The organism is Pseudomonas sp. P105 (genome assembly GCF_032614175.1).
Taxonomy (GTDB): Bacteria; Pseudomonadota; Gammaproteobacteria; order Pseudomonadales; family Pseudomonadaceae; genus Aquipseudomonas; species Aquipseudomonas rhizophila.
On record NZ_CP126693.1, the window covers coordinates 1296825 to 1312390 of the forward strand.

General features: G+C 60.4%; 21 protein-coding genes. 20 read left to right on the top strand and 1 reads right to left on the bottom strand.

Features of this window, described 5'->3' with window-relative positions; genetic code table 11:
* Positions 1-23 precede the first annotated feature (23 nt).
* The 16 genes from QOM08_RS05780 to QOM08_RS05855 all read left to right on the top strand — a co-directional run bounded on the left by QOM08_RS05780 (position 24) and on the right by QOM08_RS05855 (position 12842).
* On the top strand, positions 24-371 hold the full coding sequence (locus QOM08_RS05780; protein WP_003198314.1) for a phage tail tube protein: 348 nt from the start codon (positions 24-26) through the stop codon (positions 369-371).
* On the top strand, positions 368-664 hold the full coding sequence (locus tag QOM08_RS05785; RefSeq protein ID WP_047230006.1) for a phage tail assembly protein: 297 nt from the start codon (positions 368-370) through the stop codon (positions 662-664). The genes QOM08_RS05780 and QOM08_RS05785 overlap by 4 nt, the downstream gene beginning before the upstream one ends.
* Positions 665-794: 130 nt before the next feature.
* Positions 795-2369, top strand: a complete 1575-nt coding sequence (locus QOM08_RS05790; RefSeq protein ID WP_316912687.1) for a phage tail protein — start codon at positions 795-797, stop codon at positions 2367-2369.
* Complete coding sequence (locus tag QOM08_RS05795) at positions 2356-3594, top strand: DNA circularization protein (protein ID WP_316912688.1); 1239 nt, start codon at positions 2356-2358, stop codon at positions 3592-3594. The genes QOM08_RS05790 and QOM08_RS05795 overlap by 14 nt, the downstream gene beginning before the upstream one ends.
* A 3-nt stretch (positions 3595-3597) precedes the next feature.
* Positions 3598-4638 carry a phage baseplate assembly protein gene (locus QOM08_RS05800; RefSeq protein ID WP_316912689.1) on the top strand — a complete coding sequence of 347 codons (1041 nt, stop codon included), beginning with the start codon at positions 3598-3600 and terminating at the stop codon, positions 4636-4638.
* Positions 4639-4889: 251 nt separating this feature from the next.
* A complete protein-coding gene (locus QOM08_RS05805; RefSeq protein WP_047230010.1) occupies positions 4890-5399 on the top strand; it encodes a phage baseplate assembly protein V in 510 nt (169 codons plus the stop codon).
* Complete coding sequence (locus tag QOM08_RS05810) at positions 5399-5797, top strand: phage GP46 family protein (protein ID WP_047230011.1); 399 nt, start codon at positions 5399-5401, stop codon at positions 5795-5797. The genes QOM08_RS05805 and QOM08_RS05810 overlap by 1 nt, the downstream gene beginning before the upstream one ends.
* On the top strand, positions 5787-6827 hold the full coding sequence (locus tag QOM08_RS05815) for a baseplate J/gp47 family protein (protein WP_316912690.1): 1041 nt from the start codon (positions 5787-5789) through the stop codon (positions 6825-6827). The genes QOM08_RS05810 and QOM08_RS05815 overlap by 11 nt, the downstream gene beginning before the upstream one ends.
* A complete protein-coding gene (locus QOM08_RS05820) occupies positions 6815-7414 on the top strand; it encodes a YmfQ family protein (RefSeq protein WP_047230013.1) in 600 nt (199 codons plus the stop codon). Before QOM08_RS05815 ends, QOM08_RS05820 begins: the two co-directional genes overlap by 13 nt.
* A gap of 11 nt (positions 7415-7425) precedes the next feature.
* Positions 7426-8589, top strand: a complete 1164-nt coding sequence (locus QOM08_RS05825) for a phage tail protein (RefSeq protein WP_316912691.1) — start codon at positions 7426-7428, stop codon at positions 8587-8589.
* Complete coding sequence (locus QOM08_RS05830) at positions 8586-9095, top strand: phage tail protein (protein ID WP_316912692.1); 510 nt, start codon at positions 8586-8588, stop codon at positions 9093-9095. The genes QOM08_RS05825 and QOM08_RS05830 overlap by 4 nt, the downstream gene beginning before the upstream one ends.
* 26 nt (positions 9096-9121) lie before the next feature.
* Complete coding sequence (locus tag QOM08_RS05835; protein ID WP_316912693.1) at positions 9122-10219, top strand: phage tail protein; 1098 nt, start codon at positions 9122-9124, stop codon at positions 10217-10219.
* A gap of 7 nt (positions 10220-10226) precedes the next feature.
* Positions 10227-10787 (top strand): tail fiber assembly protein, encoded by a 561-nt coding sequence (locus QOM08_RS05840; protein ID WP_316912694.1) that lies wholly within the window; start codon positions 10227-10229, stop codon positions 10785-10787.
* Between the two features lie 121 nt (positions 10788-10908).
* Positions 10909-11808, top strand: coding sequence for a phage tail protein (locus QOM08_RS05845; RefSeq protein ID WP_316912695.1), 900 nt, complete (start codon positions 10909-10911; stop codon positions 11806-11808).
* Positions 11809-12258 (top strand): phage tail assembly chaperone, encoded by a 450-nt coding sequence (locus tag QOM08_RS05850; protein ID WP_316912696.1) that lies wholly within the window; start codon positions 11809-11811, stop codon positions 12256-12258.
* A 20-nt stretch (positions 12259-12278) separates the two neighbouring features.
* Positions 12279-12842: a glycoside hydrolase family 19 protein gene (locus tag QOM08_RS05855; RefSeq protein WP_316912697.1), complete on the top strand. Its 564-nt coding sequence runs from the start codon at positions 12279-12281 to the stop codon at positions 12840-12842.
* Here QOM08_RS05855 and QOM08_RS29035 read toward each other — a convergent pair.
* A complete protein-coding gene (locus QOM08_RS29035) occupies positions 12827-13081 on the bottom strand; it encodes a hypothetical protein (RefSeq protein ID WP_410479126.1) in 255 nt (84 codons plus the stop codon). The two genes, QOM08_RS05855 and QOM08_RS29035, sit on opposite strands and share 16 nt — an antisense overlap.
* Before the next feature lie 97 nt (positions 13082-13178).
* Between QOM08_RS29035 and rz1 the strand changes: the two genes are divergently transcribed.
* The 4 genes from rz1 (at position 13179) to recX (ending at position 15542) form a co-directional block, all read left to right on the top strand.
* Positions 13179-13313 (top strand): lysis system o-spanin lipoprotein Rz1, encoded by a 135-nt coding sequence (rz1, locus tag QOM08_RS29040; protein ID WP_410479135.1) that lies wholly within the window; start codon positions 13179-13181, stop codon positions 13311-13313.
* 116 nt (positions 13314-13429) lie between these two features.
* Positions 13430-13930 (top strand): CinA family protein, encoded by a 501-nt coding sequence (locus tag QOM08_RS05865; RefSeq protein ID WP_047230022.1) that lies wholly within the window; start codon positions 13430-13432, stop codon positions 13928-13930.
* An 83-nt stretch (positions 13931-14013) separates the two neighbouring features.
* Complete coding sequence (gene recA, locus QOM08_RS05870; protein WP_047230023.1) at positions 14014-15066, top strand: recombinase RecA; 1053 nt, start codon at positions 14014-14016, stop codon at positions 15064-15066.
* Between the two features lie 8 nt (positions 15067-15074).
* Entirely contained in the window at positions 15075-15542 is a 468-nt protein-coding gene (gene recX, locus QOM08_RS05875) for a recombination regulator RecX (RefSeq protein ID WP_107321595.1), read from the top strand.
* The last annotated feature ends 24 nt before the right edge of the window (positions 15543-15566 follow it).

Here is a 15566-nt window from a genome sequence, read left to right on the forward strand (position 1 = left end):
TTTTATTTGAAGGGAGAAACACCATGGGTCAACTGATTGCGGGCACCTGCTACGTCAAAGTGGACGGCGCTCAACTGACCATCAACGGCGGCTGCGAAGCGCCACTGATGTTCACCAAACGCGAAACCGTCGTACCGGGTTTCTACAAGGAAACCGACATTGCCCCGTCCTTCAAGGTGACGGCGCTGCACACCGCGGACTTCCCGCTCAAGCAACTGGTCGCCGGCACCGACATGACCGTCACCTGCGAATTCAACAACGGCAAGGTTTACGTACTGGCCGGCGCCTATCTGGTGGAAGAGCCGGTGTCCAAGGGCGACGACGCCACCATCGAACTGAAATTCGAAGGCATCAAGGGGACCTGGCAATGAGCGATGTCGTGACGCTGCGCGTGGCCATCGAGGCCCACGGCGAGCCGCTGAGCGAACTGACCCTGCGCCGTCCGACGGTGCAGGAGGTCCGGGCGATCAAGGCGCTGCCGTACAAGATCGACAAGAGCGAGGAGGTGAGCCTGGACATGGACGTCGCGGCCAAATACATCGCGGTCTGCGCCGGCATCCCGCCGTCGTCGGTCAACCAGTTGGACTTGGCTGACCTCAACGCACTGAGCTGGGCCGTCGCGAGTTTTTTCATGAGTGCGGCGTCGCAGCCATCGGCGACCTGATCGCAGCCGCCTATGACCTGGCCTGGTTCTGGAAGGTTGACCCCGAACAGATGATGGCCAGGCCACTGGATGTGCTCCGCGAGTCCCTGGAGCACGCGCAACGGATCAATGCGATGCAGCAGGTGCAGTGATGGCAGAGACACAAAAGGTAGAGAAAAAAGCGGTGCTGCTGACCGGCATCGATGAGCTGTCGCCCAAGCTTGCCAGTCTTCGAGCGAAGGTCGCCAGCTTCAAGCAGAACCTCGATGCCACGGGCCTTGGCAGCCTGGATATTTCCGCTCTGCTCCCCGAGGGCGGCCTGGCCAAACCGTTCATGGAGGGGCTCACGTCAGCAGAGGCTTTCAAAGGTGAAGTGGGCGCGGCGAACGCGGCGGCCAGCAGCTTGAAGGCACCTGAAGCGCCGCGTGTGGCGGCACAAAGCCTGGATGGATTGAAAACTTCCATCAGCAATGTGTCGGTGCAGTTCGGTTCGGCCCTGGGGCCGGCGGTCAACGCGGCGGCAGCCAGCTTGCAGCCGATGGTCACGGGTGTGGCCCAGGTGCTGCAGGATAACCCGCAATTGGTGCAGGGCCTGGCGACTGGCGTCGTGGCGTTCAATGCGATTCAAACGGCGGTCAGTGGTGCGAGCCAGGCGCTGGAAGTGGTCAACCTGGCCTTGAAGATGAACCCCATCGGCTTGATTGCCATGGGCATCGCCTTGGCGGCCGGAATGATCATCGCCCATTGGACACCAATCTCGGCGTTCTTCGCCGGGCTTTGGCAGAAGCTAGCGCCGATCGTCATGCCGATGGTCGAGTTCTTCAAGACGATGTTCGCTTTCACCCCGATGGGGCTGATGATCAGCAACTGGGGCCCGATCAGCAGTTTTTTCGGCGCGCTCTGGAATGTGATCGTGGCGGCCGCAACGCCGGTCATCGGTTTCATGCAGACGCTGTTCGCCTGGTCACCGTTGGGTTTGATCATCGGCAACTGGGCGCCCCTGACCGGGTTGTTCGCAGCGAGCTGGGATCTGCTCAAGGCGTTGACGGTGCCGGTAATGGACGCGCTGAAAGGTCTGTTCGACTGGACGCCGCTGGGGCTGATCATGGCCAACTGGGGCACGATCGGGGAAGTCTTCGCCGGGATCTGGGAAGGCATTCGTAATCAGGTGTCGATCATGCTGGCGGTGTTCAGCGGTTTGTTCGACTGGTCGCCCATTGAGGGCCTGACCCGACAGTGGGGGCCGGTGGGTGAATGGTTCAGCCAGTGGTGGGACGAACTGCAGGGCGTGATTGCACCGATCAAGGCGTTCTTCAACGGCGACTTCGGCGAAATCATCACCTCGTTCACCGGCAAGGTCGAAGGGTTGACCGAGGCGCAGCGCCAGACCAATGCCGAAGGCAAGGGCGAGCTGGCGCCGGCGTTTTTTGGTGGGGCCAGTGAGCCGCCTGCGGGCCTGTCATCCAGCCTTGCGCCGGCGTCCGGCAACCTGCCGATGAAAACCTCATTGACGCCAGGCGCATTGCCGCAAACCTCCAGCGCCCTGGTGCAACAAAGCGCCGCCAACAATCGCACGCAGCTCGAAGGCGGCCTGACCGTGCGCTTCGAAAACGCGCCGGCCGGTTTGCGCGCCGATCCGCCACAGACCAATCAACCGGCCCTGGCGGTGAGTTCGCGCATCGGCTATCGCTCACTTTCCACAGGAGGTTCCAATGAGCTGGCGTGATCGTTTGTTGCCGGCGTCGTTTCGTGGTGTCGGGTTCTGGGTCGATCAGGCGAAAACCCCGGTCGGCCACAAGGGCCAGTTGCATGAATATCCCCAGCGTGACCAGCCGTTCTTCGAAGGTCTCGGTCAGCAAGCGAAGATTCATGAGCTGACCGCGTTCATCGTCGGCCCCGATTGCCTGGAGCAGCGCGACAAGTTGCTCAAGGCCCTGGAGCAGGGCAGCGGCGAACTGGTGCATCCGTGGTTGGGGCGCCTGCAGGTCAAGGTCGGTGAATGCGACATGACCCACACCCGCCAGGACGGTGGCCTGGTGACCTTCGCTCTGAAGTTCTACCCCGACCAGCCGCTGCAATTCCCGTCGGCCGCGATCAACAGTCAGAAACTGTTATTGGTGTCGGCTGACAGTTTTCTGGGGGCGGCGGTGCGGCGCTTCGAAGAGGCCATGACGCTGATCAAGGCCGCGCGGATCGGCATCGCTGACCTGCGCAACAGCCTCAAGGATGTCTACGGCGTCATCGAGCAGGAACTCAAACCGTTGATCGAGACTTATCGGCAACTCAGCGATCTGGTCAAGGCGGTGAAGGAGCTGCCCAAGGAAGTGGCGGCCGAGTTCAAAGGGTTGCTGGGGGACATCCGGGAATTGAAGGACTTTGCCCGTGACGGCTATCGCGGCGTGATTGCCAGCGTGTCGCAACAGGTCGAGGCGATTCGCACGGCGGACGCCCCCAAACTCACCACTGGCAAGGACACCACGGCGGCGGCCCAGGCCGTGGCCGATCTGGTCCAGGACACGCTGTTGGTGCAGGCCGCGCAATGGATTGCGGCGATGCCGGTGGCCGCACCGGCGGTCAAGTTGGGCGCCACCCCATCGGTGGCGCAGCAGGCGGTGCAGCCGGTCCAGCGTCGTGACGTGCCGGTGGCCGACGATGTGCTGGCCCTGCGCGATGCCCTCAACGAGGCCATCTGGCAAGCCTCGCTCAAGGCCGATCCGGATCACTACCAGGCGATGAACAATTTGCGTCAGCAGATGGCCGCGCACCTGACGGCGGTAGCGTCGTCGGGCGTAAGGCTGATCAACCTGTCGTTCAAGCAAAGCCTGCCGGCGTTGGTGGTGGCGTATCAGCAATTTGCCGATGCTACCCGGGTCACCGAAGTGACCCAGCGCAATGGCGTGGCTCACCCTGGTTTCCTGCCGCCCAACGACCTGAAAGTCTCGGGGGAATAAACCATGAACGAGCTCGACAACGCTGTCTCGCTCACCGTCGGCGGGCTGGATTACGGCGGCTGGAAAAGCGTGGAAATCAGTGCGGACCTGGAGCGGCAGTTCCGCACCTTCAAACTCGACATCACCTGGCAATGGCCGGGGCAGACTCAGTCGGTGCCGATTCGACCTGGGGATGAATGTCAGGTGCGCATCGGTGCCGACCTGGTGCTCAGCGGCTACGTGTTCAAAGCCCCGGTCAGTTATGACGGGCGCCAGATCAGCCTGAGCATCGAGGGTGGTTCCAAGACCCAGGACTTGGTGGACTGCGCGGCGATCAATCGCCCGAGCCAATGGCGCGGGCAAACGGTGCTGAGCATCGTCCAGGCCCTGGCCTCGCAATATGGCGTGGGAGTGATCAGTGAGATCCCTGAAACCGCTCGGTTGAGCGAACACAGCATCGTGCCGGGGGAAACGGTCTTTCAATCCATCGACCGTCTGCTGACGTTGTTCCGGGTGTTTTCCACTGACGATGCCGAAGGCCGCGTGTTGCTGGCCAAACCCGGGAGTGGCGGGCGAGCCAGTGATGTGCTGGAACTGGGGAAAAACATTCTCTCGGGCAATGCACCGATGGACTACAGCCAGGTGTTCTCCGAATACCGGGTCATCGGCCAGCACAAAGGCAATGACCAGCAGAGCGGGGCGGCGGTGAGCGAAGTCTGCGGCACCGCGACCGACCTGGGCTTCAAGCGCAAGCGGGTCACGGTGATCAGCGAAAGCGCGCAATTGACCTTCGAGCTGGCCCAGCAACGGGCCGATTGGGAAAGCGCCATCCGCACTGGCAAGGCCCTGACCACGACCTACCGCGTGCAGGGCTGGCGTCAGGCCAATGGTGATTTGTGGCGACATAACACTCTGGTGCGAGTGATCGACCCGGTGCTGGGGTTTGACGGCGACATGCTGATCTCCAAAGTGACGTATTCACTGTCCGCCCAAGGCTCCGTCACCACCCTGCAGGTCGCGCCGCCCCATACGTTCGACGCGAACCCGGTGCCGCCCAAAACCTGAGCCCAACGCAAAACTCCTTGTGGGAGCGGGCTTGCTCGCGAAAGCGGTGGGTCAGCTTGCCTCAATGTTGAATGAGCCCAGGCCATCGCGAGCAGGCTCGCTCCCACAAGGGATCTCCAGTGGATACAAGTTGTGTGTTCGGCACAGATCCCCTGTGGGAGCGAGCCTGCTCGCGATGGCGTCGGTACAGCCAACAGAAGTTATGGCCAATAAACACCGCTTTCAAACTTCCGATTCCGAAGGAAACCTCAATGAGCCTACTGACCCGACTCCTGGCGCGCGGCACTGTCGTGCTCGCCAATTCGGCCACCAAGTTGCAATCGCTGCAAATGCGCCTCACCGCCGGTGAAGTGAACGACGACATGGAGCACTTCGAACCCTACGGCTTCACCAGCAACCCGTTGGCGGGTGCCGAGGGCATCGCCACGTTCCTGGGCGGTGACCGTTCCCATGCCGTGGTGCTGGTGGTCGCCGACCGTCGTTTCCGCCTCAAGGCCCTGGCCCCTGGCGAAGTGGCGATCTACACCGATGAAGGCGACAAGATCCACTTCAAGCGCGGTCGGGTCATCGACATCGACACCGCGACCTTGAACATCCGCGCCAGCAGCGCGGTGAATATCGACAGCCCGGTCATCAACCACACCGGCAAGTTCGTTTCCCAGGGCGACCAGATCGCCGGCGGCATCAGCCAGATCAAGCATGTGCACGTCGGCGTGCAGGCCGGTAACGGCCAGACCGGCGTGCCGGCGGGAGGCCAATGATGTTCATCAGCCAGAACCTGCACGCCGCGCTGACCCGCTCGGTGCTGATCAGCCTGTTCACCTGGCGCCGCGCCGCTGACGACGATGCCGTGGATGACGAGCAACGTTTCGGCTGGTGGGGCGACACTTTTCCCACCGTCGCCGACGACCGCATCGGTTCGCGGCTGTGGCTGTTGCGCCGGGTCAAGCTGACCCGGCAGACCCAGCTCGACGCCGAATTCTATGCCCGCGAAGCCTTGCAATGGCTGATCGACGACGGCCATTGCAGCGCCATCGACATCATCAGCGAACGCCTCGACGCCCAGCGCCTGAATCTGCGCACGGTTTTGACCCTGGCCGACGGCGAGCGCCTGGACATCAACCCCGATAACAGTTGGCAGGTGACCTATGCCGTTTGAAACCCCTTCGCTGCCGGTGCTGATCAAGCGCGCCCAAAGCGACCTGGCCAGCGATTCGCTGCGCCAGTCCGATGCCCAAGTGTTGGCCCGCACCCTGGGTGGCGCCGCCTATGGCCTGTATGGCTACCTGGATTGGATCGCTGAGCAGATCCTCCCGGACAAGGCCGACGAATCCACCCTGGAGCGCATCGCCGCCCTGCGCCTGAACCAGGCGCGCAAAGCGGCCCAGGTGGCCAGCGGCAGTGTCAGTTTCACCGCCACCGCGGGTGCGGTGCTGGATGTCGACACGCTGCTGCAATCCAGCGATGGGCGCACCTACAAAGTGACCAGCGCCCGCACCACCAGCAATGGCCTGAACAGCACCACTGTCGCCGCGTTGGACGCCGGTAGCCTGGGGAATGCCGATGCCGGCCTGGTGTTGACGCCGGTGCAGCCGATCCTTGGGATCGGCAACAGCTTCACCGTGCTCGCGCCCGGGCTGACCGGCGGTCTCGCCCGGGAAAGCCTCGAATCCCTGCGGGCCAGGGTGATCCGTTCCTACCGCATCATTCCCCACGGCGGTTCCGCGCAGGACTATGAAACCTGGGCCCTGGAATGCCCTGGCATCACCCGCGCCTGGTGTCGCGGCAGCTACCTTGGGCCCGGCACCGTTGGCGTGTTCGTCATGCGTGACGACGATCCACTGCCGATTCCCAACACCGAACAACTGGAAGAAGTCTGGGCCTATATCGAGCCGCTGCGCCCGGTCACCGCCGAGGTGCATGTGCTGGCGCCAACCCAGGTGCCGGTGACCTACCGGCTGCGCATTACCCCGGACACCAGCGCCGTGCGCGCCGCCATCGAAGCGCAACTGCGCGACCTGCATAACCGCGAAGCTGGCCTCGGCGAAACCCTGTTGCTGACCCACATCGCCGAAGCCATCAGCAGCGCCACCGGTGAAACCGACCACAAACTCACCGCGCCCATCGCTGACGTGGTCGCCGCCAGCAATCAGTTGCTGACCTTCGGAGGCTGCGTATGGCTGGAATAAGAACCGCCGAGCAGTACCAGGCCCAACTGCGCAGCCTGCTGCCCAGCGGCCCGGCGTGGGACCCGGAGCGTGTGCCGGAACTGGAAGAGGTGCTCGAAGGCATCGCCCAGGAATTGGCGCGTCTCGACGCCCGCGCCGCCGACCTGCTCCACGAAATGGACCCGGCGGGGGTGAGTGAGCTGGTGCCGGATTGGGAGCGGGTGATGAACCTGCCCGACCCGTGCCTCGGCGCTACACCGCTGTATGACGATCGCCGGTTGGCGGTGCGTCGGCGGTTGTTGGCGGTGGGCAGTCAGGCCATCGCTTATTACGTGGAAATCGCCAAGAGCCAGGGCTACCCCAACGCCACCATCACCGAACTCAAGGCTCCCCGCATGGGCCGCGCCCGCTTCGGCGAAGCGCACTTCGGCACCTGGCAGGCGCAATTCATGTGGACCCTCAACACCGGCGGCCGCCTGCTGCTCGGCCGACGTTTTGGCGCCAGCTATTGGGGGGAGCGTTTCGGCGTCAATCCGGGTTCGGCGCTCGAGTGCCTGATTCATCGTAGTGCGCCGGCGCATACGAAGGTTCACATCAATTATGACTAGGGAGTAGATGAATGGATTATCCGAAGAGTGTGCCCAGCGCCGGGCTGGTGAATGGGAAGTTCGTGGATGAAAACCCGTTGACCGGGACGCCGGGGTCGTTGATTCCGGCGGCCTGGGGGAATGGGGTGACGCAGGAGATTGTGAATGTCATCAAGGCGGGGGATCTGGCGCCAGATGAAACCCAAAACGATCAATTACTCGAAGCGATTCAGTCGGTCGCCGCCAAGGGCTGGAACCAGGATCTCGCGCTTCCGATCGCTGCTTTGCCGCTGCCAACCATCGCCACAGCCGATGCTCGTGTACCCGTCACTCCAGCTGCAATATCAACAAGTGGTGGGAGAGTTTCGATCCCGGCGGGTGTGTATATCAGCATCGGCCAGGAAGTGGTGAGTGGGCGGTTGGGCCGGTCACGTACCTTTGTAACCTCGGCCTGGAGCAGTGCCGATTTATTGCCAAGCACCGGCTATTTTTTAAGAGCGCAGGTGACGGGCGATTTGCTGACCTTTTATATGCAGCGTGGAAGCCTTTACGACGTCGCCCCAGAGTCGCTGAAGGGCACTATAAATGGTGCTTCGGGCGGTGGATTCCAGTCCACGCCCCTGGATATGTGCCTGGCTTGGGTAGCAACCGGGGCGCCGGGTTCCTTGCCTACGATTCGCTCGATTTACAACCGTGCGCAGTTGAGCTGGACTCAGACTGTTAACGGCACTGGCGTGGTGTATTTGCCGCTTGATCCGCATGCGCGTGCCGGGCGTCTCGTTTCGGGTAACCCCACGCCCTCTTCAAGTGCCTTGACTTCGCTGGCCTTTGCCCAGGCCGGGTGGGTTGGGGGGAACTACAGCTATCTAAGCCCAGCCTCGACAACTATTGTCAACCAGCCAAATGGCTGGACCAACCCCGCAAGTCCTGCGATGTGTGTGCTGTCCTCCAATAACGTTATCAACGACGTGATGGTCTCTACGATCACGGCCAGTTTTGATCATTCCCAGTCGCGTTCGCTTTGGCAGTCGTACCAGGCCGAGCACACATTGGGCGCCACCAATGCCGATAGCGACGAGTTGCTATTGAGCATGGGGATCAAGGGGCACCAGGCCCTGACGGATTACAGCGTGGGCATCGCCGTCAACTTTACCAACGCAGTCAATGTTCACCTGTCTTGGGAGCTGATCCGATGAAAGTCATTCAAGAGCTGCACCAATACGAAGATGGACTTCGCTCGCCTTCACCTTCTTCTGCCCATATCTGGGAGGACGGTACATGGGTGCTTAGCGAGGAAAGTGCTGCAGAGCTTTTGCACCAGGAAGCCGAACGCCTGTGCGCCAAGGTCGATGCCGCTACCGACAGCGCCCGCCGCACGTTGGCCGGTGATCCCTTGCGTGCCTTGGAATACCAACAAGCCGCCCTGGAGGCGCAGGCCTTCAAGGATCAGGGCTACCCGAAAAAATTGGTTCCGTTGTCCGTTTCTGCGTGGGTCGTCAAAGGGCGCACCGCCAAGCAGGCGGCGGATCAGATTCTCGCCAAGGCCGCCGAATTTGAAGCAAACCTGCTGGCGCTTCGCGAACTGCGTCTCAAGGCCAAGGCACAGATTCGTGCACACATTGCCAAAGGCAAGGCGGATCTTGCCAGCCAAGCCGTTGATGATGTGCTCGCGACTATCCGGGCGCTACCTCTTCGCGCTTGAGACCCACCTCATAGAGAGCAGTAAAAATGGACTATCCAAAAAGTGTTCCCAGCGTTGGGCTGGTGAACGGTCGGTTTGTGGATGAAAACCCGTTGGCGGGCACGCCTGGATCGCTGATTCCGGCGGTCTGGGGCAATAGCGTCACCCAGGAAATCCTGGGCGTGATCGACGCCGCTGGCATCACACCGTCTGAAGCGGACACCGGCCAGTTGATCAAGGCGTTGCAGGCTATTCTCGGGCGTAGCAGCCCGATGCGTTCGGTGGTGACGCGGTTAACGGCTTCTAAAGCGCTGACAGCCGACGAGCTGGGGCTGGTGCTGATTGACGCCAGTGCTGGTGCGAACACAGTGACGCTTCCTGCGGCCAATGCGGCGCTTGGCATTCGTGATGTGATTGTGAGGCGTGTGGATAACAGTGGTAACCGTTTGACAGTTCGGGCCTCCGGTAGCGACAGGATCCGGTTTCACACTCATCTGGCGGCCAGCGGTTATCCGTTTCTGGTATTGATGGGCAGCGGTGACTGGTGGCATCTGCGCAGTGACGAAGCTGGGGTTTGGTGGCCGGTGGGGCGGTTCGATGCGACGGCCTTGGGGCGTATTTCCTTTGAGAGCACGCGTCAGGTCATTCCCGGTGGGTATGCGGTGCTTAATGGCAATTTGCTGGTGCGTAGCGATTGGCCGTGGTTGTGGGATTACGCGCAATCGTCTGGTGCGTTAGTGACGGAGGGTTCCAGAGGATGGAACGAGGGCGCGTGGACCAGCGGTGACGGTGCTACGACTTTTCGACTTCCGGATATTCGCGGTGAATTCTTGCGCGTGCTGGATGAGGCCCGCGGAGTGGATGTCGACCGTTCGGCGGGAAGCAGGCAAATGTATGCCCTTGAAAGACACAACCACTATTTGCCCACTAGTTCAGGTAGCGCGATTCGTCCAGCCCCTAGTATTCCTGATGGCGTCTGGGACATGACGCACGACGTAAACGCGGCACCTGCAGCAGGGATTCGCGGTACGACTTTTCCCAATCCGGCTTTTTCGGGCGGAGACGACGTAGGCGATATCGGGACATACAGCACCGAAACCCGTCCCAGAAACATCGCCTATCCCGCCCGAATCAAGCTGATCTGAGGTAACTATGTTTATTTATCTGTTCGATGACGCCGGTGTTCTATCTGGCCCGGTAGATCTCTTCGTAACTCCCGGGATGGGCATTCAAATTCCCAGTAACGGCATCCAACTTTCCTTCGAACTTCCAGCCGCCCAAGATCATCATTCGTGGGTTATGGTGAACGGCGTTCCGCGAGAAATGGTGGACTGGCGCGGTTCGGTTTATCGCAAGGACAACGGCGCTCATCTGGAGTGGACCGAGTTCGGCCAATTGCCGGACATATACACAGCCGAACCGTGGCCAGGCAATTACTATGTATGGCGCGATAACATCTGGGTGTTTGACGAGATGCTGCAGTTGGCCGACCTAAAGCGCGAAGCCCTGTTAAAGCGCGAGAAATTGCTGCGCGAAGCCGTTCAGAAAGTCGCTCCTTTCCAATACGCCGAAGACATCGGCGACGCCAACGACCAGGAACAACTGGCCCTGATGGAGTGGAAGCTCTACTGCGTCGAGTTGAACCGTATCCAGCACCAAACCGGTTTTCCAACCGACATCAACTGGCCGGTCGTGCCTGAGTCGGCGGCTTAAAGCGCCACGGACCAAACCGCTTAAACCTTCTCATTTTTTTTTCGGGCTCTGTTGGGCGAATCAACAGGCGCAGTTTTCTATTGCCTGTTTTTTGGCCGTTTGAGTATCAAGGGAGGACAATGTGGACTATCCAAGAAGTGTGCCCAGTGCGGGTTTGGTGAATGGCAGGTTTGTGGATGAGGATCCCTTGACCGGGACGCCGGGATCTTTGATCCCCGCCAGTTGGGGCAATGGCGTCACGCAGGAGATGCTCAATGTCATTCAAGCCGCCGGGCTGACGCCCTCGGAACAACTGAGCAATCAACTGTTGACGGCGTTGCGTGGCAACGGGTTATTTACCACCGCCGCGCAGTTTGACAATGACGGGTCCGTAGCAACCACGGAATTCGTGAGACGTAGCGGGCTGCAGTATTCCGGTTTTGCTGCGTACGCAACCAATACCGCGTTGACATTGGCGCACATAGGCGGAGCCGTCAGTTTTGCCAGTGCTACGCCGATCAGCGTCACGCTGCCTGGCACTACCGGGATCATGCATGGGGCGACGCTGACACTTATCAACGTTGGTGTCGGCGTGGTCACCATATCGACGGCCTCGGCTGCCGATACGATAGGTTCGTCAAGTGCCGCCTTGGGGCCAATCGATCTGGGGCGGGGTGAAACGGCGGAGTTCGTCAAACTCGACAACCAATGGCGGCTGATCGGCGGCACCATTGTGCTCAAGTACACCTCGTTGTTTTCAGGTCACCTCGGTAATCCGGGTTATCAAAAATACGCCAGTGGGATTATCGATCAATGGGGAGCCGGCACGACCGATGCTAACGGCGATGTGTTTGTCACTTTTCCTATTTCATTTCCAACCGCTTTTGCTTCTGTTGTAGCCAACCATGTCGGCGGTGATGGTGCGGTGGTTATTCTCGTTGGAGGAAGCGGTACTAAACAGGGTTGTCGTTTCCGGGTTCGCAATATGGATGGACAGGCGATGGCCGGGTGGGGTGTATATTATTTTGCGAAGGGGTATTGAGTGAACGAATTCACTGTGTTGTTCAGTCCAAGTACCTGCGGCGCTTATGTCCCGGGTATCAATACTTCGGATATCCCAGAAGATGTCATCGAAGTCCCCAGGGCCTATTGGCTATCGTTGCTTCAGCAACTGGCTATGTCGCCCAAGAAAATTTCAGTCAATCCTGACAATGGTTATCCCATCCTCGTAGATCCACCTCCTCTGACGTCAGGCCAAGCTGCTGAAAACGAGTATGCGTGGCGCAATGCCCAGCTATCGGCAACGGACCGTCTCGTCGCGCGGGATCGCGATGAAATGGACGACGGTAGCGGCACCACACTGGACCAGACGCAATACACACAACTGCAGATGTACCGACGGGCCCTCAGGGACTGGCCGCAGGATGAGCTTTTCCCTGCGGCCGAATATCGTCCGGCCGCGCCACCCTGGCTGGCCGAGCAACATCTATAACGCCTTCGATGAACTGACCTATGGAAGTTACCCAACAGCAACTCATCAACATCATGCCCAACGCCCGCGCCCAAGCGGGCGTTTTTGTTTCCGCGCTAAACACCGCGATGTCGCGCCATCGTGTCGACACACCCAAACGCATGGCCGCGTTCCTGGCCCAGGTTGGCCATGAATCAGGGCAATTGCGCTATGTGCGCGAACTCGGCAGTGATCAATATCTCAGCAGGTACGACACGGGATCGTTGGCCGTTCGCTTGGGCAATACGCCCCAGGCCGACGGTGACGGTCAGCAATATCGTGGTCGCGGCCTGATTCAGATTACCGGGCGTGACAATTATCGGCGTTGCAGCCTGGGTTTGTTCGGCGATGAACGACTGCTGGCGTTGCCGCAACTGCTGGAGCAACCGCAATGGGCGGCTGAGTCTGCCGCCTGGTTCTGGAATCAGAACGGTTTGAACGAACTGGCCGACCGCGATCAGTTCAACACCATCACCCGCCGTATCAACGGCGGTTTGAATGGCTTGCAGGATCGCCTGCAACTCTGGGCACGGGCGAGGGCGGTGTTATGTCAGCCTTCGGTTTGATGCCTTTTTCTTCCCGCACCCTTGGCGTCGCTGTGTTGCTGGCGTTGGTGGCCGGCGGCCCGGCGGTGTTGGCCTGGCAAGTCCAAACGTGGCGTTATGACCGGAAACTGGCGCAAGCGGCCCAGGTCCAGGCGCAGACGCTGAATCAAATAACCCAGGCGGCAGCTATTGAGCAAAAGGCCGAGCAAGACAAGCGCCTGGCTTTGGAACAACAACTCTCCGCCAGCGAACAATCCCATTACCGAGCCTTGAGCGATGCCCAACGTGACCAGGATCGCCTGCGCGATCGCCTTGCTACTGCCGATGTCCGGCTGTCAGTCCTCCTCGACGCCGACGATGTTGCCGCCGGTTGTGCAGTGCCTGCCACCGCCGGCGCCGGCGGCGTGGATCATGGCCCCCCACGCGCCCGACTTGACCCGGCGCATGCTCAACGAATTATCGCCATCACCGACGCAGGGGATCGCGGATTGATCGCTCTGCAGGCCTGTCAGGCGTACGTCAGGGCATTGGGGCGCTGATCCGGCGAGCCTTGCAAGCCTGGAATGCTCGTGTACGGTAGGGCCCTTGCATCGAATCAGGAGAGCATCATGGACGACATTACCGAATTGGCCGCTGAACTGGGCCGACGCCTGCAGCGGGTCAATGCCCATGTGAGCACGGCCGAATCCTGTACCGGAGGCGGGATTGCCGAGGCGATCACCCGCATTCCCGGGAGTTCGGCGTGGTTCGAGGCGGGTTATGTCACCTATTCCAACCGCCAGAAGACTCAGCAGCTGGGTGTGCCGGCCGAGCTGTTCGCAACGGTGGGGGCGGTCAGTCGCGAGGTGGTCGAGGCAATGGTGCGGGGCGCGCAGCAAAAAAGCCTGGCGCGTTTTGCCGTGGCGGTCAGCGGCGTGGCCGGCCCTGATGGCGGCACGCCGAACAAACCAGTGGGGACTGTATGGCTGGCCTGGGGCGTTGGCGAGACGGTCATCAGTGAGCAGCGATTCTTCCCGGGTAACCGCGACGAGGTCCGCCGACAAACGGTGAAGGCCGCGCTAGAGGGGCTGTTGCAACATGCCGCTGTAGAAATCTCAAATCAGGGGTAGGCGATCTGTAATCGCTGTGGAATAATACTGGCTACTTATACAGGTGTTGGCCGTCAGGCCTTATTGATTACGTGAGGACTTTAATGGACGACAACAAGAAGAAAGCCTTGGCTGCGGCCTTGGGTCAGATCGAACGTCAATTCGGCAAGGGTGCCGTAATGCGTATGGGCGATCAGGACCGTCAGGCTATTCCTTCCATCTCCACCGGCTCCCTGGGCCTGGACATTGCGCTTGGCATCGGCGGCCTGCCAAAAGGCCGTATCGTTGAAATCTATGGTCCTGAATCTTCCGGTAAAACCACGCTGACCCTGTCCGTGATCGCCCAGGCTCAAAAAGCCGGTGCGACCTGCGCCTTCGTCGATGCCGAACACGCCCTGGACCCGGAATATGCCGGCAAGTTGGGCGTTAACGTCGATGACCTGCTGGTTTCCCAGCCGGACACCGGTGAACAGGCCCTGGAAATCACCGACATGCTGGTGCGTTCCAATGCCGTTGACGTGATCATCGTCGACTCCGTGGCTGCACTGGTACCAAAAGCGGAAATCGAAGGTGAAATGGGCGACATGCACGTGGGCCTCCAGGCTCGTCTGATGTCCCAGGCCCTGCGCAAGATCACCGGTAACATCAAGAACGCCAACTGCCTGGTGATCTTCATCAACCAGATCCGCATGAAGATCGGCGTGATGTTCGGTAGCCCGGAAACCACCACCGGTGGTAACGCGCTGAAGTTCTACGCTTCGGTTCGTCTGGATATCCGCCGCACTGGCGCCGTGAAAGAAGGCGATGAGGTTGTCGGCAGTGAAACCCGCGTCAAGGTTGTGAAGAACAAGGTCGCTTCGCCGTTCCGTCAGGCGGAGTTCCAGATTCTTTACGGCAAGGGTATCTACCTTAATGGCGAGATGATCGACCTGGGTGTGTTGCACGGTTTCGTCGAAAAATCCGGCGCCTGGTATGCCTACAACGGCACCAAGATCGGTCAGGGCAAGGCCAACTCGGCCAAGTTCCTGGCGGATAACCCGGAAATTGCAGCAACCCTCGAGAAGCAACTGCGTGACAAGCTTCTGAGCCCAGTTGCGGACGTCAAGTCGGTGGCTAACCGCGAGACTGCAGACGACCTGGCTGACGCTGACATCTGATCGATTCGATGACCGTCGTACTCGATAACCTCGTCGCGGTGCGGCGAACCGCGATGGACCTGCTCGCCAGGCGCGAGCACGGTCGAGTCGAGCTGACGCGTAAGCTGCGTCAGCGCGGCGCTCCAGATGAGTTGATCGACACGGCCCTCGACCGTTTGACGGAAGAGGGCTTGTTGTCGGAGTCTCGTTACCTTGAGAGCTTTGTCTCTTATCGCGCTCGCTCTGGATACGGCCCCTTGCGAATTCGTGAGGAACTCGGTCAGCGTGGCTTGCAGCGCCCGGATATCGAACTGGCCTTGCGCGAAAGCGGTATCGATTGGCAGGCGCAACTGATGGACACTTGGCGCCGCAAGTTCTCAGGGCATCTGCCCATCGATGCTAGGGAGCGAGCCAAGCAAGGACGTTTCCTGGCATATCGAGGATATTCCATGGAAATGATCAACCGTTTATTCAGCGGGCGCGGCATGGACGACTAAATAACAATGGCCCGCTATTTTGAT

Bases quoted from the DNA above. Each gene is read 5' to 3' on its own strand.
- QOM08_RS05840 (WP_316912694.1), top strand. From the start codon at position 10,227: ATGTTTATTTATCTGTTCGATGACGCCGGTGTTCTATCTGGCCCGGTA.
- QOM08_RS05780 (WP_003198314.1), top strand. From the start codon at position 24: ATGGGTCAACTGATTGCGGGCACCTGCTACGTCAAAGTGGACGGCGCT.
- QOM08_RS05805 (WP_047230010.1), top strand. From the start codon at position 4,890: ATGAGCCTACTGACCCGACTCCTGGCGCGCGGCACTGTCGTGCTCGCC.
- QOM08_RS05855 (WP_316912697.1), top strand. From the start codon at position 12,279: ATGGAAGTTACCCAACAGCAACTCATCAACATCATGCCCAACGCCCGC.
- recX (WP_107321595.1), top strand. From the start codon at position 15,075: ATGACCGTCGTACTCGATAACCTCGTCGCGGTGCGGCGAACCGCGATG.
- QOM08_RS05810 (WP_047230011.1), top strand. From the start codon at position 5,399: ATGTTCATCAGCCAGAACCTGCACGCCGCGCTGACCCGCTCGGTGCTG.
- QOM08_RS05835 (WP_316912693.1), top strand. From the start codon at position 9,122: ATGGACTATCCAAAAAGTGTTCCCAGCGTTGGGCTGGTGAACGGTCGG.
- rz1 (WP_410479135.1), top strand. From the start codon at position 13,179: ATGTTGCCGCCGGTTGTGCAGTGCCTGCCACCGCCGGCGCCGGCGGCG.
- QOM08_RS05800 (WP_316912689.1), top strand. From the start codon at position 3,598: ATGAACGAGCTCGACAACGCTGTCTCGCTCACCGTCGGCGGGCTGGAT.
- QOM08_RS05865 (WP_047230022.1), top strand. From the start codon at position 13,430: ATGGACGACATTACCGAATTGGCCGCTGAACTGGGCCGACGCCTGCAG.
- QOM08_RS05825 (WP_316912691.1), top strand. From the start codon at position 7,426: ATGGATTATCCGAAGAGTGTGCCCAGCGCCGGGCTGGTGAATGGGAAG.
- QOM08_RS05785 (WP_047230006.1), top strand. From the start codon at position 368: ATGAGCGATGTCGTGACGCTGCGCGTGGCCATCGAGGCCCACGGCGAG.
- QOM08_RS05790 (WP_316912687.1), top strand. From the start codon at position 795: ATGGCAGAGACACAAAAGGTAGAGAAAAAAGCGGTGCTGCTGACCGGC.
- QOM08_RS05830 (WP_316912692.1), top strand. From the start codon at position 8,586: ATGAAAGTCATTCAAGAGCTGCACCAATACGAAGATGGACTTCGCTCG.
- QOM08_RS05795 (WP_316912688.1), top strand. From the start codon at position 2,356: ATGAGCTGGCGTGATCGTTTGTTGCCGGCGTCGTTTCGTGGTGTCGGG.
- QOM08_RS05820 (WP_047230013.1), top strand. From the start codon at position 6,815: ATGGCTGGAATAAGAACCGCCGAGCAGTACCAGGCCCAACTGCGCAGC.
- QOM08_RS29035 (WP_410479126.1), bottom strand. From the start codon at position 13,081: ATGGGATTGTTCGCTGGCGGAGAGTTGTTGTTCCAAAGCCAGGCGCTT.
- QOM08_RS05815 (WP_316912690.1), top strand. From the start codon at position 5,787: ATGCCGTTTGAAACCCCTTCGCTGCCGGTGCTGATCAAGCGCGCCCAA.
- recA (WP_047230023.1), top strand. From the start codon at position 14,014: ATGGACGACAACAAGAAGAAAGCCTTGGCTGCGGCCTTGGGTCAGATC.